This window comes from Pseudovibrio sp. Ad13, from assembly GCF_001623225.1.
Taxonomy (GTDB): Bacteria; Pseudomonadota; Alphaproteobacteria; order Rhizobiales; family Stappiaceae; genus Pseudovibrio.
This window is the reverse complement of the sequence record NZ_LMCC01000034.1, coordinates 307,012-325,316: the sequence shown is the minus strand read 5'-3', so window position 1 is coordinate 325,316 and position 18,305 is coordinate 307,012. Positions and strand designations below refer to the sequence as shown.

Annotated in this window: 17 protein-coding genes; 7 read left to right on the top strand and 10 right to left on the bottom strand. The window is 47.9% G+C overall.

The genetic code is table 11. The annotated features are described in order from the left end of the window. The first annotated feature begins 207 nt into the window (after positions 1-207). Genes PsAD13_RS26760 through PsAD13_RS26740 form a run of 6 tightly spaced genes read left to right on the top strand, consistent with a single transcriptional unit; the run spans position 208 to position 5,383 of the window. A complete protein-coding gene (locus PsAD13_RS26760; protein ID WP_063320033.1) occupies positions 208-1,002 on the top strand; it encodes a glycosyltransferase family 2 protein in 795 nt (264 codons plus the stop codon). A 29-nt stretch (positions 1,003-1,031) separates the two neighbouring features. Beyond that, positions 1,032-1,958 carry a glycosyltransferase family 2 protein gene (locus PsAD13_RS26755; protein WP_063320032.1) on the top strand — a complete coding sequence of 309 codons (927 nt, stop codon included), beginning with the start codon at positions 1,032-1,034 and terminating at the stop codon, positions 1,956-1,958. Next, the gene (locus PsAD13_RS26750) at positions 1,933-3,015 is read left to right on the top strand and encodes an ELM1/GtrOC1 family putative glycosyltransferase (protein ID WP_063320031.1); all 1,083 of its coding nucleotides are present in this window, start codon (positions 1,933-1,935) and stop codon (positions 3,013-3,015) included. The genes PsAD13_RS26755 and PsAD13_RS26750 overlap by 26 nt, the downstream gene beginning before the upstream one ends. Continuing rightward, entirely contained in the window at positions 3,015-3,983 is a 969-nt protein-coding gene (locus PsAD13_RS26745) for a polysaccharide pyruvyl transferase family protein (RefSeq protein ID WP_063320030.1), read from the top strand. Before PsAD13_RS26750 ends, PsAD13_RS26745 begins: the two co-directional genes overlap by 1 nt. 58 nt (positions 3,984-4,041) lie before the next feature. Then, entirely contained in the window at positions 4,042-4,740 is a 699-nt protein-coding gene (locus PsAD13_RS27505; RefSeq protein ID WP_084404843.1) for a hypothetical protein, read from the top strand. Positions 4,741-4,777: 37 nt separating this feature from the next. Then, positions 4,778-5,383, top strand: a complete 606-nt coding sequence (locus PsAD13_RS26740; RefSeq protein WP_063320029.1) for a glycosyltransferase family 29 protein — start codon at positions 4,778-4,780, stop codon at positions 5,381-5,383. Between the two features lie 279 nt (positions 5,384-5,662). Here the strand turns inward: PsAD13_RS26740 and PsAD13_RS28230 are convergent, their stop codons facing one another. Together PsAD13_RS28230 and PsAD13_RS26735 are read right to left on the bottom strand one after the other, a co-directional pair. Continuing rightward, the gene (locus PsAD13_RS28230; RefSeq protein ID WP_208986962.1) at positions 5,663-5,911 is read right to left on the bottom strand and encodes a hypothetical protein; all 249 of its coding nucleotides are present in this window, start codon (positions 5,909-5,911) and stop codon (positions 5,663-5,665) included. 39 nt (positions 5,912-5,950) lie between these two features. Next, on the bottom strand, positions 5,951-6,562 hold the full coding sequence (locus PsAD13_RS26735; protein ID WP_208986961.1) for an alpha/beta fold hydrolase: 612 nt from the start codon (positions 6,560-6,562) through the stop codon (positions 5,951-5,953). 180 nt (positions 6,563-6,742) lie between these two features. Here PsAD13_RS26735 and PsAD13_RS26730 point away from each other — a divergent pair, with 180 nt between their 5' ends. Further along, entirely contained in the window at positions 6,743-8,362 is a 1,620-nt protein-coding gene (locus PsAD13_RS26730) for an alkaline phosphatase family protein (RefSeq protein ID WP_063320028.1), read from the top strand. 34 nt (positions 8,363-8,396) lie between these two features. Here the strand turns inward: PsAD13_RS26730 and PsAD13_RS26725 are convergent, their stop codons facing one another. The 8 genes from PsAD13_RS26725 to PsAD13_RS26690 form a co-directional block, all read right to left on the bottom strand. Further along, on the bottom strand, positions 8,397-9,416 hold the full coding sequence (locus PsAD13_RS26725) for a hypothetical protein (RefSeq protein WP_063320027.1): 1,020 nt from the start codon (positions 9,414-9,416) through the stop codon (positions 8,397-8,399). 107 nt (positions 9,417-9,523) lie between these two features. After that, on the bottom strand, positions 9,524-10,849 hold the full coding sequence (locus PsAD13_RS26720) for a methyl-accepting chemotaxis protein (RefSeq protein ID WP_208986960.1): 1,326 nt from the start codon (positions 10,847-10,849) through the stop codon (positions 9,524-9,526). Then, positions 10,827-11,351, bottom strand: coding sequence for a PAS domain-containing protein (locus PsAD13_RS26715; RefSeq protein ID WP_063320026.1), 525 nt, complete (start codon positions 11,349-11,351; stop codon positions 10,827-10,829). The genes PsAD13_RS26720 and PsAD13_RS26715 overlap by 23 nt, the downstream gene beginning before the upstream one ends. A gap of 366 nt (positions 11,352-11,717) precedes the next feature. Then, on the bottom strand, positions 11,718-14,114 hold the full coding sequence (locus PsAD13_RS26710; RefSeq protein ID WP_208980592.1) for a HAMP domain-containing methyl-accepting chemotaxis protein: 2,397 nt from the start codon (positions 14,112-14,114) through the stop codon (positions 11,718-11,720). A 228-nt stretch (positions 14,115-14,342) separates the two neighbouring features. After that, positions 14,343-14,801: a thioesterase family protein gene (locus PsAD13_RS26705; RefSeq protein ID WP_063287660.1), complete on the bottom strand. Its 459-nt coding sequence runs from the start codon at positions 14,799-14,801 to the stop codon at positions 14,343-14,345. 27 nt (positions 14,802-14,828) lie between these two features. Next, on the bottom strand, positions 14,829-15,986 hold the full coding sequence (locus PsAD13_RS26700) for an iron-containing alcohol dehydrogenase (protein WP_063320025.1): 1,158 nt from the start codon (positions 15,984-15,986) through the stop codon (positions 14,829-14,831). 114 nt (positions 15,987-16,100) lie between these two features. Next, positions 16,101-17,390, bottom strand: a complete 1,290-nt coding sequence (locus PsAD13_RS26695; RefSeq protein WP_063320024.1) for an MFS transporter — start codon at positions 17,388-17,390, stop codon at positions 16,101-16,103. A 233-nt stretch (positions 17,391-17,623) separates the two neighbouring features. After that, entirely contained in the window at positions 17,624-18,304 is a 681-nt protein-coding gene (locus PsAD13_RS26690) for a YrbL family protein (protein WP_063320085.1), read from the bottom strand. Between the last annotated feature and the right edge of the window lies 1 nt (position 18,305).

The window sequence follows — 18,305 nt, the reverse complement described above, 5'->3', positions numbered from 1 at the left end:
GTTGATATGCCTGTTAGAAAACCCAGCTCAGAGTTAATCAACACATCGAATAAGACGACCCATCACCAACTTTTCTTTGCAAAGTACGAACAGCCTAAATTTATAAGTGCATTACAAAACTGTAGTAACTTTATAGTTTGTTGCAAAACTGTCGTACAAGATGTATCGCAAAAATAAAATCCGACTTGAACCTTAGAGAACAGTCCCTTGAGCAACAACCTGCCAATCTCTGCCTTCATCATTAGCCAAGATGAAGAAGATCGTATCTTGATGGCAATCAATAGTGTGAAAACGTTGGTTGATGAAGTAATTGTTGTAGACTCAGGATCAACAGACAACACAGTCGCTCTTGCAGAAAAAGCTGGAGCTAAGGTCATCTACAATAAATGGGACGGGTACGGTAAGCAAAAGCGCTTTGCTGAAGATCAATGCAGAAACACTTGGTTACTCAACATAGATGCCGATGAAGAAATCACTTTAAAACTAGCTAATGAGATCACAGAAATTTTCACATCAACTCCGCGTGCAGATATCTACAAAGTACATATCGTCGACGTTTTCCCGCATGAAAAGACAGCAAAAAAGTGGGCATATGGTTACTGGCAATATCGTCTTTACAACAAAGAAAAAGGTCGTTTTTCATCCTCGAGTGTTCACGACACAGTGAGACCACATGAGGGAGCTAAGATAGCAAGATTAAAAGGCAAAGTTGATCATCGCTCGCAACGATCAATTCAGTTTACAGTAGAAAAATTCAACCGCTATTCTGATATGCAAGTTCAGGATATGATTTCCAGAGGACGACGAATATCACCGCTGAGATTACTGACAGAATTCCCTCTCGCGTTTTTGAAAAGCTATTTTATACGTAGAGGTGTGTTTTATGGGCTATGGGGCATCGTAGATGCTCACAACTATGCCTATTCCAGGTTCGTTAGACTAGCTAAATATTACCAGTATCAATTGATCGAAAGGGCAAAAAAGGCTAATAAGGAGCGATGAAACATATGTAGGTTTGTACAGGTACCATCGTGAAGCCGCTCATCAGTTATTTATTAACCGTATATAATAAGGAACAAGAACTTCCACAAACAATCCAGTGTTTACAAAACCAAAGTGGTTTAGACGGCGCACAGGTGGAGTTTATCTTTGTAGATGACTGTTCATCTGATCGTTCAATCGAATTTCTCAAGATTGAAGCGGCAAAAGATTCTCGTATTAAGATAATTGAGAACAAGCAAAATCGTGGTCCATCAGTTCGAATTAATCAAGCTGCTAAGCATGCTAGCGGCAGTTACTTAATTCCACTCGACGCAGATGACTTCCTCACTTCCAATGGTACCCGCACCTTACTCAACATTGCAGGAGACACTGGAGCAGCCCTTGTTTTCGGAAAATCAAAACGTGGTTTTCAGACGCAGGCCCTCGTCGATGTCAGCTCACTTGTCACTGTTGCAAAAGATCCATTGGCCTATTGCGCTCGAAAACAGATCGTACACATGGGCTTTCTTGTTGACTCTCAACTATGGAGAACAGCTGGTGGGGCCGATGAACGAATATTTATACAGGATCAATCTTTGCCGCTAAGCTTGAGTGCAGCTGCTAACCGGCTCGCCTACATCCATGATGTTGTGTATTGGTTGCGTCCCAAAACAAGTAATAACTTAAGTGCAAATACAACCCAACAACACCATGACCGCTTCTTTTCGGCCCTATTCCAGTTGGAAAGATCAGGCATTTCATACACAGCCAAACGAAACTTAACAAAGCAAATTTTTTCCTCGCGTTGGAAGCTGCTACGAGACAACGGCAAGCTGGATGCTTATCTCTCCGAGCCATTTTTAAGCTACATTTTCAACCGATTGTCTCCCAGAGCCCAAATCTCCAATCAAAAGCTTCAACATTACATAAAAGAGATGCTCTCTCAAAAAGATGTCAGACGGATCAGCTTCTCATAAAAATCAAAAGATATCGGAAGAAAGAAACGAGATGCCAGCTAAATCAAAAGATATATTTGTAGTTCGCTGCGGTATCTTGGGAGATCAAAACAATCTTCTTGGGCTGGCTGAGGCGTTAAAAAACGAGTTTGGTGGTGAAATCAAGTTAGTAGATATCAGGTTCCGTAGCAGAGTCTTGGAAACACTTTTTCTTCATCTTATTCAGCAAAAACACGAAAGCAAAATTTGGGACCACGTTACATCTTTCTTTTGTGTTGGCGACATTCCAGCGAAAGAAGAAGTCGATGGAGCATTTGTTGTTTCAACATTGGGAGCAGGAGAACTTCCAGCTGTATATCTTTCCAAATTAGGAGCTTTTTCGATTCATCTCGGTGAACTCAAACGGATTCCATACAATTTAATAGACATGACAATTGCTCATCCAGGTCACGTGACAAAGGTTGATGAGTTTAAACTTCCGTGTGCACCATCATCAATTGATGAGGAAAAACTGCTCCCCAAGGCAAAACGCAATGACTTACTTGTCGCCTTCGGGGGCAACACTGGTTCACTAACATATTCTAGATATTTCTACGAAAAGACTTTATCGCTTGCTGCTATTGCAGCAGAAAGAAATCGATTAACTTTAAAGATTACAACTTCCCATAGAACTGGATTGAGAAATGAAGAAATCATTCAAGAATACATCCAAGACAATAGCTTAAAAGTAGACCAATTAGCCCTCTACAATCAAAGTGATGTACCGAGTATGGGATTTTTACTCAGCAATGCGGCAATAGCGTTGATAAGTGCCGAGAGTGTTTCAATGATCTCAGAAGCATTAGCAGCCTCAGCTAAGACGGTCGCAATTTATGAGCACGCACTTCCAAAGGAAGAAAGAATTTCCAGATTTCTTGAGGAGCAATTATGCAACAATCAAATCATGCTTATTGATGCGATTAGTTCAGACGATATCGAACTGGCATCACTCCAGTTTCCAAGTGTATCCTGGAAAACTCCTTTCCTCTCTGCGGTTCATCGCAAGCTAAATAAGAAAAATATCCGAGCAGCGGCATAATGGCAAATTACGTTTTAATGAATGATACCTACGACACTTGGCATCATGGGTGTCGCGCCGTTTCGCGAGTGATCCGGCGTGAAATGACAAAAAGAGGTTTCAACTTAATTGCAACCTCTCGCGTAGGAGCCCGATGGTGGGAAGATGTTTCTTTTGTTGAGCAAATTCAAAAAGCGGATCTAATCCTCATAAACGGTGAAGGTTCGTTTCATAGCGGAGGTGAAGACGCACAACGTTGCATAAGAGTCTTTCATGATTTCGCTCATATTAAACCCATCGCACTTATTAATAGTATTTGGCAAGATAACCCGAGTGAATGGACAAAATTTCTTAAAGACGCGTCCTATGTGTCGTTAAGAGATACAATCAGCCAAAGCAATCTGTCATCTCAGGGTATTGACGCGCAGTTCTGTCCCGATTTAAGTCTCGTCAGCTCCCGTCCAACGACGTCAATCGCAAAGCGTAGTGGAATAGCATGGGGAGATGCTTTACGGAGACAAACAACTCGAGCGCTCTATGATGGGTTCAAGAGCGCTAACGGAGAGAAATACTTTGCCAGCGTTCGTCCTCGCTTTAGATCTCCAATAACACCTCGCCCGATTAAGGATTTTCGCTATCAAATGATTTGTAGCATTAAACGCTACACTTGCTTTAATGACGAAGTTGAGCTTTCTGAGTTTCTCAGTTCACGAGAATTATACATTACAGGCCGTTTCCATGGTGCTTGCCTGTCACTTTGCGCTCGAACTCCATTTATTTCAGTTGCATCCAACACACAGAAGATCACGTATTTGCTGCAAGATTTAGGTCTAAACACAGAGCGGGTATTCCCTGATACTACCCAACTTGTAGCTGCCTCCGCAGAAAACTGGGGTTGGAGCAAGCAAGAGCAACAGAACCTAGAAGAAGGTTTAGAAAATATATCAAGGCAATCTCAAAAAATGTTTGATGAGATTTGCACTTGCTAATTTACTCAAGTCGACTTATTTCGTTGCCACAAATCTTGACGCATAATGACTAATAAAAATGTGCCTGATCCAACTTCAGAGGATTAAGGTTAAAATTGATTCTGGAGATTGGGTTATCATTATTCTCAATACAATTAAAATTCCGAAGCCAAATCGTATACTAAGGAAACGAATAAAAGTAGATGGCACTCCCCACCAATCAAACGTTGCTTCTTGGTCTTTTTATTTGCCCTCTCTACAAATAAAACTGTTGCATTCGTTTGATGGATTTTGCCATTGCATTTCTAAAGGTGCACCGTCCAGGAGCCGAATTTTAGAAGAAGATTATCCATTAAGAAGTGAACGATACACACTTCGAGATTGGCGTCAAGTTTACAAAAAAGAAGTATCACTACGTACCGCAGAAAACTATGTTAGCGCAGATCGTCTTTATAAAGCAGGAATTGGTCCAAAAGTTATCGACATAGTTTATGTAAAAAATTTTGTTGCATACTATAATCCTCGTCCCACTTGGACTTGTGGTTTGGTTGTTGAGAACCTCTACCAATATCCAAGAAAAACACCTACAACTGAGAACCAACTGCACGATGCAGGTGTGTTTCCAGACTATATTAATAGCTGTATACGTCAGCAAATCCACGGTTATGTGAGTGATTTAAACTCTGTCTTAGGAGTTATGCCTAAAGACGCCGATAGCCAAGTCAATGCGATTAACTTGGAATTTCAGAACGTCATCAATTCTGGAGTTCTAAGTTAATTATTAATCGATGCCTCTGTTTTGGTAAAAGTCCGTCATGCAGCTCAAAAGATACTTTGCTCAGAAATCAGTTGCGGTCATTGGTAACTCAAAAAATCTTTTAAATTATCAGTACGGTAGTGAAATTGATGCGCATGATGTTGTAGTCCGAATGAACCGTGGTGTGACCATTCCTCAGAAGAACTGCTTTGGGGAAAATACGAATGTATGGTGCTACAGCACACTCAAGCTAGTCAAAGACATCTATAGAAAGAACAACTGCGACTACAGGGTTTGCATGTCTCCAAAGAGTCGCGTGCTTACAAATAGATGCTCAACAGATCTTTTTTTTCCAATAACACTATGGAAAAGACTAAACAACGAATTAGAAGCACGTCCTTCGGTTGGTGCAATGGTGACCTACCTGTTAGCCCAATGTGATCCTGCCAGCGTCGACATCTATGGATTTGATTTCAAAACCTCAAAGAGTTTTTACGAAAAATCAAATAACACTGGATCCCACAATTTTCAGAGAGAACAAAAATTACTGCAACAAATAATAATAGATAAAGGCTGGTCCTTTAAAGACTGTTCTTTGGAATACAACATCGAAGCAACTGAATGGAAACTCTCAGCTTTTATGAAAAAATATTTTAGTACTTAAGTATTCGTAATTGAACCCAAACTCGACATTTAAAACTGACGGCACCAACCAATTCAACAATACGGGCATGAGCTGGTGATCGAATTCTTCCGGGCCCTCCATCGCTCCGGCTGTCGAATGAAAAATCTTTCCAGCCCCCATCGCTGTCACCTGTCTCACGAGAATCGATACGTAAGGAAACATTGCGGCACAAAGCTTAGTGGAACATCGGCAAAACTATACTGAAAGTTATTCAGCTGCGGTCAGCTGCTTGGTGTAAGCAGCTGACCAAGCTCTGCTTTAAAGCTGCGTGTCAAACCATCTTAAGATAGCCGGAACGACTTGCTCATCAATCATCTGAGGGCCTTCAAACGCACTCCAAACATGATCGGTATCGAGCACGACGAGTTTCTCTTCCCCATCATGATAAGCCATCCAGGCCTCACCAATTGCTGGCTGTGGTGTGATCAGAGCATCCTTAAGACCCATCATTACAAGCAATGGCCCGTCATAGTGCGCCATCGCTGCCAATGGACTGGTGACTGGCATTTCCTGATAGAACTGGGCTTTCAGTGTTGTTTCAACACCTCATGGCAAGCTTCCTGTGATCGGCGTTTCAGGATCAGCAGTCATCGCTTTGTTCACCAGCTCCATCCCAAAGAGACCTGTAAACGTTACTAGTGGGTTGGTTGCAGGTGCCATTAAAACAACGGTGTCAACATCTGATCGTGCAGCAGCTGCATGGCTGGCAACAAGCCCACCCTGGCTCCATCCAATCAAAGCAATCTTAGTGCCTTTGAATTGCTCTTGAGCACGCACCCAGTCAATGGTTGTGACGGCATCCTTAATCTGCCCGGAGAACGTTGTGTCCTCCCACTTTCCATCACTTTCGCCTGAGCCTCGAAAATCTATCCGCAGCGATGAAACGCCGCGCTCGGCCAGCAAACGTGCCATGCGAGAGAAGACACCTTCTTCAGTTTCCTTTACCGGTAACTCGTCACGCGTTCCGGTAAAACCATGCAACAGAATTGCGATTGGGGCGTTTTCTTGTGCTGCGGTCTCCAAAGTACCGACCACACTCTGGTTATCGACAGGAATGGAAACAACACGTTCTTCAGCACCTGCGGTTTGCATCATAAACAAGTTGATTAAGCCCAATACCCCAACGCTCGATGCAATAAACTTATTCGACAAATACATTTCAACTATCTCCCTCAAAATTCTTTATTCAGAAACACGCAAGAGTATAACCAGCAAAATTTACTCAGCAATGATTGAAAAACTCAACGCCATTTAGGTCAAGTAAAACACGGAGTTCCTCTTGCTAATCCCGCGACAAATAAGGGAATATAGCCACATCAATCAGGGGAGGTGTTTGATATGGCTAACGGGCGCAATGTACTCTGGATCATGTGTGATCAATTACGGTTTGATTATCTGAGCTGTTACGGTCACCCGCATCTGCACACTCCACATATTGACAAACTTGCGGAACGAGGTGTTCGGTTTAACCGCGCTTATGTTCAATCTCCCATTTGCGGCCCATCTCGCATGAGTTTCTATACAGGGCGTTATGTGCGCTCTCACGGCAGCACGTGGAACGGCATACCGCTTCGTGTCGGGGAGCCAACGCTCGGGGATCATTTGCAAGAGATTGGCGTGCGCAACGTGTTGGTTGGTAAAACCCATATGCGTGCAGATTCTGACGGCATGGCCCGCCTCGGCATCTCTCCGGAAAGCTTCATTGGTGCCCGCGTTGCTGAATGCGGGTTTGAAGTGTTTGAGCGAGATGACGGACTTCACCCCGATGGGTCATACTCTCCAAATCCGCAATACGACAGTTACCTCCAAGCCATAGGATACCATGGCCCAAACCAATGGGAGCAATGGGCGAACTCCGCTGAGAGCGAGGACGGTGAGATCCTCTCCGGCTGGTTGCTTGGTCACGCTGACAAACCGGCGCGGGTTCAGGCTGAACATGCCGAAACGCCTTACATGATCCAGCGGTTCAAAGACTTTGTTGCCGTTGCCGGTGATGAGCCTTGGTGCGTGCATCTTTCACTCATCAAACCTCACTGGCCCTATATCGTTCCAGCCCCCTACCATGACATGTATGGAGCAGATGATGTTCTGCCTGTCATTCGCTCAGATGTTGAGAAGCAAGATCCGCATCCTGTGTTTCAGGCCTTTATGGGTGAGCGCGTTTCCATGGCGTTCTCCAATGATGAGACCCGAGCCAAAGTCATTCCTGCCTACATGGGCCTGATCAAACAGATCGACGATGAAATCGGCAAACTCATGACGTTTCTCGACGAAAAGGGGCTGACAGACACCACCATGATAGTGTTCACCTCCGACCATGGGGATTACTTGGGCGATCATTGGATGGGCGAGAAGGAACTCTTCCACGAACCATCTGTCAAAATTCCGCTGATCGTTGTTGATCCAAGAGCGGAGGCTGACGAGACGCGGGGCGCCATCAGCGAAGAGTTGGTCGAAGCAATCGATCTGGCACCGACCTTTGTCGAGTTCTGTGGCGGCACGCCCAAATCAAACGTGCTTGAAGGCCACTCTCTCTTGCCGTTGCTCGAAACTGTTGAACCTGTTCAGTGGCGTGAGTTTGCCATTAGTGAGTACGATTATTCGATGCGCAATGCGCGGATGGATCTTGGGTTGCCGGTGGCAGATTGCCGCCTTGCGATGATCATGGACAAGCGGTGGAAGTTTATCCATGCGGAAGGTTTCCGCCCTATGCTCTTTGATCTTGAAGAAGATCCTCAGGAGCTGAATGACCTTGGCGCTGATCCTGCCTTTGCTGCAGAACGGGAACGTATGAGCGAGGCTTTGTTTGCCTGGTACCGCAAGCATCACACTCGCATTACGATGACCGACGAGCAAATCGAAGCCAACGCAGGCAAAGAACTTCAGGCCGGTATTCTCATCGGATATACCGATGAAGAAGAGTTGCAAGAGGCCAAACGCGAGCAAGGCCTCCTCTGATTGCATGGAGAGGGAGCTTCGCAGCTCTCTCCGTCTACAGCTTCAAGAAGCGTGCGATTTCTTCAAGAATGTCCTCATGGATCTGTGCCCGATCAGTTCCTTCAGGATCATCACATACCGGATCATCATTTTCAGCTGCCAGAACGGCAGCCCCTTCTGGCTTACACTCCGCCAGAAATGTGAAGTGGTGTCCGGGTTTGACGACAGCAAGGCTCGCATTTTCCAGCTTAGCAATCAGGTTACTGCCTTCTGGTCCCACATCAGCCGCCTTCCAAAGGTTCTCTTCACCAATGTTTAGTAAGAGCACAGGTTGCTTAACCTCCATCAGGCTTTGTTCATCAATGACATAAGTAAAGCCGGGGTCGACGGCAATCGCGGCGGTAACCCGACTATCTTGTGCCTCTTTTGAAAAGCCTGCAGGCAGTCTGGAAAAATCAACGCCGCCCTTGGAGAGAAAGACGCAGTCTGCTTGTCCTTTACCAATCCCGTTGCAGTACTCGTTGTACTGATCACCATCAAACCGCAGACCTGCCAGGTTCAGTGCGGTCGCCCCTCCCAACGAGAACCCAAGTGAGCTGATGCGACTTTCATCGATATAGTCTGCAAAAGCCGGATCACTCAAAAGCTCATCCAGTGCTGCCGTCAAATCTTTAGCACGCTCATCAAGGCGCAGCGACCGGCGGGGAGATGAATCGCCGGAGGTGCTGCCCGGGTGGTTGACTGCGAGGACCATTGCGCCTTTCAGCGCCAGTCCGGATGACAGCCATGAAAGCCCATCCATGTTACCGCCAGAACCATGCGAGAGCACAATAAGTGGATGCTTGCCCTCTTTGATTGCGGCGCCAACATAGGCGGAGGTGCCCTTAAACACCGCATTGTCGCCAATCACATTGCGGTAGGTTGGTGTTTTGATCGGATACCACATAGACGCTGCAACAGCAGACGTGCGATGAGGGGCCGATACGGTAAAGCGGTCATAGCCCGCAATCTGCTGCTCCGCCAAAGCAGACGTGCAGGTCATTGCTAAGAGTGTGCCAAGAACCAGAGTTTTCATGTTGCTATCCTTTGTTGTGATAGCAACGTGGTAGGTGGCTCAGTCTTTTAGAGCGTCCTGAAACGCGAATTAGGTCTCCCATATCGTGTTTCAGGACAAAGGAAGTATCAGGTGCGCATCTCGCTGTTGCTCAGCGGGCCGTTGCGCAGCTCGGTGATGTACTCGGTCACAGCGGAAGACAGCGATGCAATCTGCTGGTTCATCTCAACCGCAGACCCGATCACATGCTCAGCAGCATTTTCCGTTTCATTCGCATAAGTCGAAACATCCGCTACATTGCTGGCCACAAGCCGTGTACCAGAATAAGCCTCGGCAATGTTCTGGGCGATCTCGGTGGTCGCTTCAGCTTGCTGTCTTGCAGAGAGCGAAATGGAATCTGTGACGCTTTCGATCTTGGAGATGGATTCTGCGACCTGCTTAAACGAGACAACTGTTTCCGCAGTCGCTGACTGGATGGCCTCGATCTGACCGGAGATCTGACCGATTGCATCAGAGGTCTGGCCTGCAAGATCCTTTCCCTCACCCGCCACAACGGCAAAGCCTTTGCCCGTTTCCCCTGCCCGCGCTGCTTCAATCGTCGCATTGAGCGCCAGCAAGTGAGTCTGCTCGGCAATGGAGCTGATGAGTTCCACAACATCGCCGATGGTCTCGGCAGCGGCGCTCAAGCTGCTGATCTTGGTTTCGCCAGCCTCAACTTCCTGAACAGCGGTTCTTGTAACATCAGCAGTAAATTTCACTTGATTGCCGATCTCTGCGGCAGAGGCAGAAAGCTCCTCAACAGCAGCAGATACTGTCTGCACATTTGCGGATGTTTCTTCAGAAGCCACGGTCACGGCAGATGCGCGCTGAAGGGTCAGGTCGGCGGATTGTTCCATCTGCTGCGCGTTGTCGCTCATGTTCTGGCCCGAGCTGGAAAGCAGGTCTGTCGCATTGCGGGTCAGCTGTTCAAAGGCATCGGTTTGACCAGAAAAATCGCAGATCCGGTTTTGTACCTTCGCGATCGCCTCATTCACCTGAGTTGCATAAACCAGAAACGAGCCTTGCAGCCCGCGCGTGACGACACGCCGATAATACTTGTTCGCTGACAAAGCGTGCGTGGATGCCACCATTTCGCGAATAAAGGAATCTGTCTTGTCAGTAGAGTAATTCACACTCGCAAGCAGGTCCTTCAGTTCACCATGATCCATTCCCACAAGCGTGCGTGCTTCCAGATCACCACTTGCCTGCAAGGTCGCGATTTCAGTCACATGCGTCAGCACGCGCCGTACCTTAAGCACGAAAAACAGTGAGAGCACCGCTGCTACACCTGCCAGACCAGAAAGGAATGAAAGCAGGTTGCTCTCCCCTCCCATTCCCAGAAGCGCAATACCAACGCAGATTGCAGCCGTCAGGCAACTCAGGAAGACACTCTTAGAGAGTGAGGATAAATTCATCATAGGTCACCCGATTATCGGAGAGGTAGTTCGCCAAAAATTCAGAGCTGTTGTGTTGCCCGTTTTTCCGGCTCTTTGGAGCCTGCTCCATCTCAATGAGCTGCTGGTAGAACGGAATGATCGCGTCATTGAGGATCTTTCGCTCTGGCACTCTGCGTGTTGAATGATATCCGATGATCTTTCCTGCATTGTCGAAGGTGGGAGTGACGTGGGCGAACACCCAGTAGAACTCACCGCCCCGGCAAAGGTTCTTCACATACGCGAAGACCTCATGCCCATCCGCAATCCGCTTCCAAAGAAGCTCGAAGACGCACCGAGGCATGTCTGGATGACGAATAATGCTGTGTGGCTGACCTATGAGTTCCTTGTAGGAGTATCCCGCAATCTCGCAAAAGATCTCATTACAGTACGTAATGCGGCCCTTTAGGTCAGTCTTGCTAACAATGATGTCTGCCTCACTGAATGTTTTTTCAGTATCGGACAGATGTGCACCCGGCGACATAGCTGCCTCTATGTTTTTCTATTTCGTTACTTAAGTGAATAAAATTCAAGCAGACAGAATATGTATTTCATAAATTGACGAGCAGTTAATATAAAAAACGATTATTATTAATTCACCAAGTCATTCCCTAGTATATTCAGCATGCATATGTTATTCTATACATATATATCAGCGTTTTGTATTTATCTTTGCGGCACGACAAAGACAAAATACTTACGTGTAATTCTATAAATTCGAACTATTACAACTCTAAAATGCTATTCCTCCCGGAAATATATAAATGAAATCATTTTGTTTAATCAGGACAAAATAAAAGGCAGCTTAGAATATCTAAGCTGCCTTCCAATTTTCAGAATTTTGAGTGTGTTAGCCGACTTTCGCAACCGCAGTCAGGAAGTCATCAACTTCTCTGCCGAGCGCACGCGTACTTTCAGTCACCTCTGTAGAGGCTGTCAGCACACGTGAGGACGCGGTATTGGTTTCACTCACTGCATCAGAGACCAACGTCATATTCTCGTTTACGCTGGATGTTCCCACAGCAGCTTCCTGCACGTTGCGGCTAATCTCAGTTGTCGCAGCCCCCTGCTGCTCAACAGCCGTCGCAATTGCAGAGGTAAATGCGGTAACCTCATCCATTGTATGCGAGATGCCCTCGATGGAGGATACAGCATCTGTCGTGGAGTTCTGAATCGCGGAGATCTGGGAACTAATTTCCTCTGTGGCCTTGGACGTCTGGTTGGCAAGTTCTTTCACCTCAGCCGCGACGACTGCAAATCCCTTACCAGCTTCTCCAGCCCGCGCCGCTTCGATGGTCGCATTCAAAGCCAGCAAGTTGGTCTGCTCGGCAATTGCCTGAATCAGCCCGACAACCTCACCAATCTTGACTGTGGCATCGGCCAGCTCATTGATGCGGTCGTTGGAAACGTGCGCACTCTCAGTTGCTTTGGCAACAACGGAGGTTGTCGCGCTCACCTGACGTGCAATTTCCTCAATGGAGCTGCTCAGCTCTTCTGCGGCAGCAGAAACCATCTGCACGTTGTTCGCAGCATCAGTGGAAGAGGCCGCTGCCCGCTCTGTCTGATCAGAGGTACCGCGAGCAAGATCTGCCATCACGCTGGCTGTCTCACCCATCTCACCCATGCTGTCATTCACAGAGGTCAGCAAGTTTGCGGCTGTATTTCTGAAGTCAGTGATCAGCTGCTCAATTTCGCGCTGCTTTTCAGCGTCCTTTTCAGCAACATGTGCCTGCTCTTCGCGCAAACGTGCACGTTCCAAAGCGTTATCACGGAAGACCTGAACCGTGCGGCTCATGTCACCAATTTCGTCTTTACGCTTTGCGCCGGCGATCTCAACATCAGTATCGCCATTTGCCAGACGCTCCATGATGCCGGTCAGACGCTTGGTCGGACGAGTGATGGCAAGAGACAGGCCCAGTGCAATCAACGCACCAAGTACAAGACCAACAGCAACAGTTGTCGCAATCAGATTGGTTGCAAGGTCACCAGCCGCGCTCGCATTTTCAGCCTCAGAGGCTGCAATGTCGATGATCTGACCCTGAACAGTTTCAGATTGCTCAGTGAGCTTTGTAACAAGACTGGCAAGTTCTTTCTTGCCATTTGCCATTGAGCCGAAACCAGAGCGGATCGCAGCGATTTCTTTGATGGCATCTTTAGACGCCTTCACGCCCCCTTCAATGTCTTTCACACCCGCTTTAAACTCGCGGCCTGCTGCGCCAAGCTGATCAATCTCCTTGGAGACTTCCTCAGACTTCACACCAGAACCTGCACGCAGGAAGGAAAGAGAAGACGAACTCACGGCCAGTGTCTGGCGTGTGATGTTGGAGACAGAGGCCAGAGCGGCATCAACCTGCTGCTTACGATCAACCGCTTCAGCCTGCTTCCTGTTCGCATCATCAATAGAGCGATAGGTAAAGCCGATGACCAGCTGAGCCGTTTCGCCGAGCACATCAATACTTGCAGTGATGTCCTGACGCAGCGAATACATCTCGGAGAAATCCGTAGAATCGCGCAGGGCTTTCAGTTTATCAACCAGCGTATCTGAGACACCTGCCAGACTTTGAAGAACCTTGGCATCCAGATGTGACAGCTGGATTTTTTGCAGTTTCTTGATCTCACGGCGCGCTTTTGCAGCGCTGAGCAATGTTTTGCGCAGAGCGCCTTCTTCAGAGCTTGTTGTCGCCTTCACGAAGAAGTAGCGCATGTTCAGGGCCTGGCTCTGAATAGTCGCAACAAGACGGCCTGCTTTGTCAGCTTCTTTCAGCTGCTCTTTGGCCAACTTGTCCTGCTCTGTTGCCGAGGCCGCAATCTTTGAGATGTCAGCCTGAACCTTTTTGCCAATCATCTGAAGATTGGCAACAGCAGACATCATCTTGGCAACCTGAGATTCCTGAATATCAGTCGACATACGAACACGACTGAACAAACCTTTCAGAGCCCGCACATTTTCGTGGGTCTCTTCAAAGGCGGTACCATCTTTGCCATCTGCAACAACCTGCTCATGAAGAGCTTCCAGATCTGCGCCCAACAGATTCAGCTCATCAGCCGCAGCGGTTGCATCATACTTGCTCAAGCTGCGCAAATAAGTTTCGCGCGCTGATGTCGTATCATGCAGGCCCTGCATTAAACGCATGGTTGCATTTGTCATCTCTGTTTGCTTGGTGAGCTGAGAGATAGAAAAGATTCCGATCCCACCAGCTGCAGCGGAAAGCAAGAGTACAATAATGAAGCCACCACCGATTTTCATCGACAGCTGCAAATTCGTAAATAGCTGGAGGACCCGCCTCATGACCCGATTTCTCCCGAATAGAAGTCATTGCCCATGACTTGGCGGCATCCTAAGCTTGTAAATCTCAACCAGTGGTTAACCCGTGGGTATTTAAGGCATTAATTGAGTAATTTCTGAAAGTTTTATCGTTTTATGCGTTCGTCATCTATTTATTATAAGTGCAATTAATCATTACATTTTTAACAATCAAGAATCAGCAACCTGTAGTAGAAGCCCCTCAAGTGCAGTACGCAGATTGCCGGAGAGCGTTTGCGGCCTGCGTGTCGCACGATCTACGTACACATGCGTAAAAAAACCTTGTGCGGCTGCTCTCTCAGCATCTTGCGCAAACAAGGCCAGTTCGTATCGCACGGAGCTGTTGCCCAGGTGCCCGACACGCAGCCCAATATCGATCTTTTCCGGGTAGGCGATCTCAGAGAAGTATTGGCAACCAGATTCCACAACCAACCCGATCTCATCCCCCTCATGTATGTTGAGGGCATCGTTTTCGATGAGGTAGGCGTTCACAGCACTATCAAAATAACTGTAGTAGACCGCATTATTGATGTGCCCATATACATCGTTGTCTTCCCAACGGGTTTGGACATCACTGAAGAACGCGTAATGTGCACGGGTATGCGCAGCCGGCTTTTTGGGTTTGCTCATAGTCTATGTCTCCGCTTCAATCCGTTCTCAAAGAGCCTGCTGGTAAATCTTCAAGGCGCTGTCTTCATCCACCTCACGTGGATTATTCACCAGCAACCGCGTTTGCTTCATCGCCTCACTGGCCAGCTTCACGACGTCCTGCTCACCAATACCCACTTCGCGAAGCGTTGCTTCAACGCCCAGAACTTTGGAAAGCTCCGCCAACCGGTCTGCAAATACGCCGCCTCGATTATCCGCCGGAATTTCTGAAAGTTCCGGAAACACCAGAGGAGCAAGCTCAGCATAGGCCTGCGCACAGGTTGGCAGGTTGAACCGCATCACATGCGGCAGAACTAGCGCATTGGAAACTCCATGAGGCACATGGAAGATGCCGCCAATCGGATAAGCCAGCGCATGCACAGCCGCCACCGGAGAGTTGGCAAACGCCTGCCCTGCCAACATGGAGCCGAGCAACATATTGGAACGTGCCTCTTTATCCTGCGGCGTGTTCACGGCTTTTTCGATGTTCGCACCCAGCAAACGCAAGGCTTCCTGCGCCAACACTTTAGACACCGGGTTATTGTTTGCAGATGTCGACGTGTAGGCCTCAATTGCATGCACCATCGCATCAATGCCAGTTGCAGCCGTGACATGCGGAGGCAGGCCAACCGTGAGATCCGCATCCAGCAGCGCCACGTCCGGCAACAAGGACGGAGACACAACGCCCTTCTTCTCAGCCTCACCCGTCGTGATGATGGAGATTGGCGTTACTTCTGACCCTGTGCCAGCGGTTGTCGGGATAAGGATCAGCGGCAACCTTTTCCCCTTCACCATTCCAACACCGTAGATGTCAGTAAGCTGCTCGCCTCCCCCAACAAGCAACGCAACAAGTTTAGCGACATCCAGTGAGGACCCACCGCCCAGCCCGATGACACCATCCACATCAGCCGCTTTGGCTAAATCTGCAGCTTGCAAGACGATGGCTTCTGGCGGGTCGGCAACAACATCATCAAACAGGGTAACGTCTATTCCAGCAGCCACCAGTTGAGCGATCACAGGATCAACAAGACCTGCTGTCATCAGTCCTTTATCGCTCACCAGATAAACGCGCTTACCAATGGTCTTCAGTGTAAGCTCATCCAGCTTTTGAACCGCGCCCGGCTCACATACAACGCTCGCTGCCGTGTTAAATACAAAGCCTGTCATTTCATTCCCCCTCATTGCTCAGCGCAGGTGGCTAATTTGAGCAATGCAGCGAGAATGCCTCAGCCAACAAGCAAGGTCGAGCGCAATTAAAGTCGTAACGGTTTGATGGAACGCTTAGACAACTTCCTCTGAAATCACCGGTTCCGCATCAGGCACTTTGCCAAGGTTAAGCACGGCAAATAGTCCAATCACCGCTCCACCACACATAATAGCACCGCCCGCAAAGAAGGGCATGGAGACAAACCATTGCTCGGCCAGAAAGGCCCCAATCGGGATCGCAATCAGCATGAGACTCGATTGCAGCATCTCCCCAACTGAAGTGATACGACCCAACAGATGTTCAGGCGTCTGTTTAACAACGATTGCCCCAAACGGAACTGTGATAAAGCTGGTGAAGGCGCCGGCAACGAACCAGAGTACCATCTGTTCCTGCATCCCAAACGGCACTGAACTAAACGGAACCCAGCCCACGACTATGGTAAGAGCGCCCCCGAAGAATGAACCAATCACCATCAGCAGGTGCAAGTTGATACGATCACCGATCTTGGCCGTCAGATAAGTTCCAACAAGCCCACCAACGCCAATAGCACCCAGAATTGGCCCCGCGGCGGCTTCTGGTTGTCCGGTTTCTTTAATGAGCAACAGCAGCACAGCCTCGTAAAGAAACACGCTGAATATAAAGAGGCAAATGAGCGCCATGCCTAAGAGGAGACGCGGTGTTCTCCAAAGATAAGCCAGTCCGACCTTGGCATCATTCACCACACTGCTTTTCTCGGTGCTTTCCTCAGAGGCATCTTTAGCGTCTTTTTTCAGCACTCCTAACAAGCTTAGGCAAATCAGAGAGGCTACGGCAAAGCTGGCGCCACCAAGTAGAAAGACATTATGTGGGCTCCACACGGCGAGCAAAGCGCCCCCCAAAACCGGTGCAAAAATCTTGGTAGATTGAATGACGAAATGGTCCACGCTGACCGCCTGAGTCAGCATGTTTGACGGCACGATCTTCTTCAACGCCAGTTGCTGTGCAGGCATAAAAGCGGCGGATACTGTCGCTTTCAAAAACACAAAAGCAATAAGAAGCGAAAGACTGGTGGCAAAAAAGAACATACCAACCATCAACCCGGCTCGGATGATCAAACCGGCTATCAGCACAGGCCCAGCCCCAATCCGGTCAACCAGAACACCAGCAGGCAGGCCGAAGATCACACGGGGCAAGGTCGCAGCCATAATGACACTGGCAACTTCAGTTGCTCCCATGTCCCAACTGTAGCTGACAAGCACCATGATCGCGATAAAGTCGATCCAGTCTGCAAATGCTGCCGGAACAAGAACACCAAAAAATCGACGAAACGCGCTCAGCTTAAACAATGCCAACACGGAAGTATTTACTGCCTCACTCTGCGCCACGAAGCCCGCCTCAATTTCAATTGATTGATAACACCAGAATAATCAGCGCACAAAATATCGCGCTCACCAAATTTGCAATCTTGTCAGCTTAACCGAAGCCAACCCAGATACAAGGCGCGCATAGGTGAAGAAAATTGGCCAAAATGCAGAAAGCAAACGAACCGTAGGTGAGAAATGAGGCGGGCTTTTCTCAATCAGAGGCCAGTTTAGCAAAACAAGCCACTCAGCTTGGCCTATATTTTACGTCCGCCATTTGCTTGTTTTCCGCTCAGATTATCGAAGTGGCGATCTAAACGTCTTTCTATTCTTCTTTTCTTAAAATATTCGATCTGGTTAATCGGCAAAAATTGATGGTCTAAGTAGGTTTTTACGTCGAAACACTTGATGTATTTCTTGCCATCCTGATCGACAACAATACCCATATTCTCAGGCCTATCAGCAAAACAGGATACGTGGTGTGAACGTAAGATCTTAAAGTAGTCAATCAACGCGCGAATAAGCTCGCTGTCCTGGATACGATCATGATGTTTCAAATAATCACGAACGCTGCGAATCTCATGGTCAACAAAGTTATCAATCTTCTCGATCATCAAGGCTGGGCCTTGGTTGGTATCGACCATTCCAAATACATGCGTAAAGGAGGGGTGCCCAGCAAGCCCAACGTCTTGAATGTGCTGCCACCCAAGCAACTCATCCTGATTGCCGCTTAAACGTTGCTTCTTGTAACCTAGTTTCGCACGCACTGACCGAAACAGATCTTTCAAAAATCCGCGGCTTTTGACTTTGCGCTCACCAGCCTCGTACCGGTCAAACTTCAGGAGCTTCGTTGGATCAGACGCACATTCATAGGTGTCGCGGAATCCGCCCCCACGAATGAATTCTCCCACCTGAAACACTTGATCTTCCTGAAACACA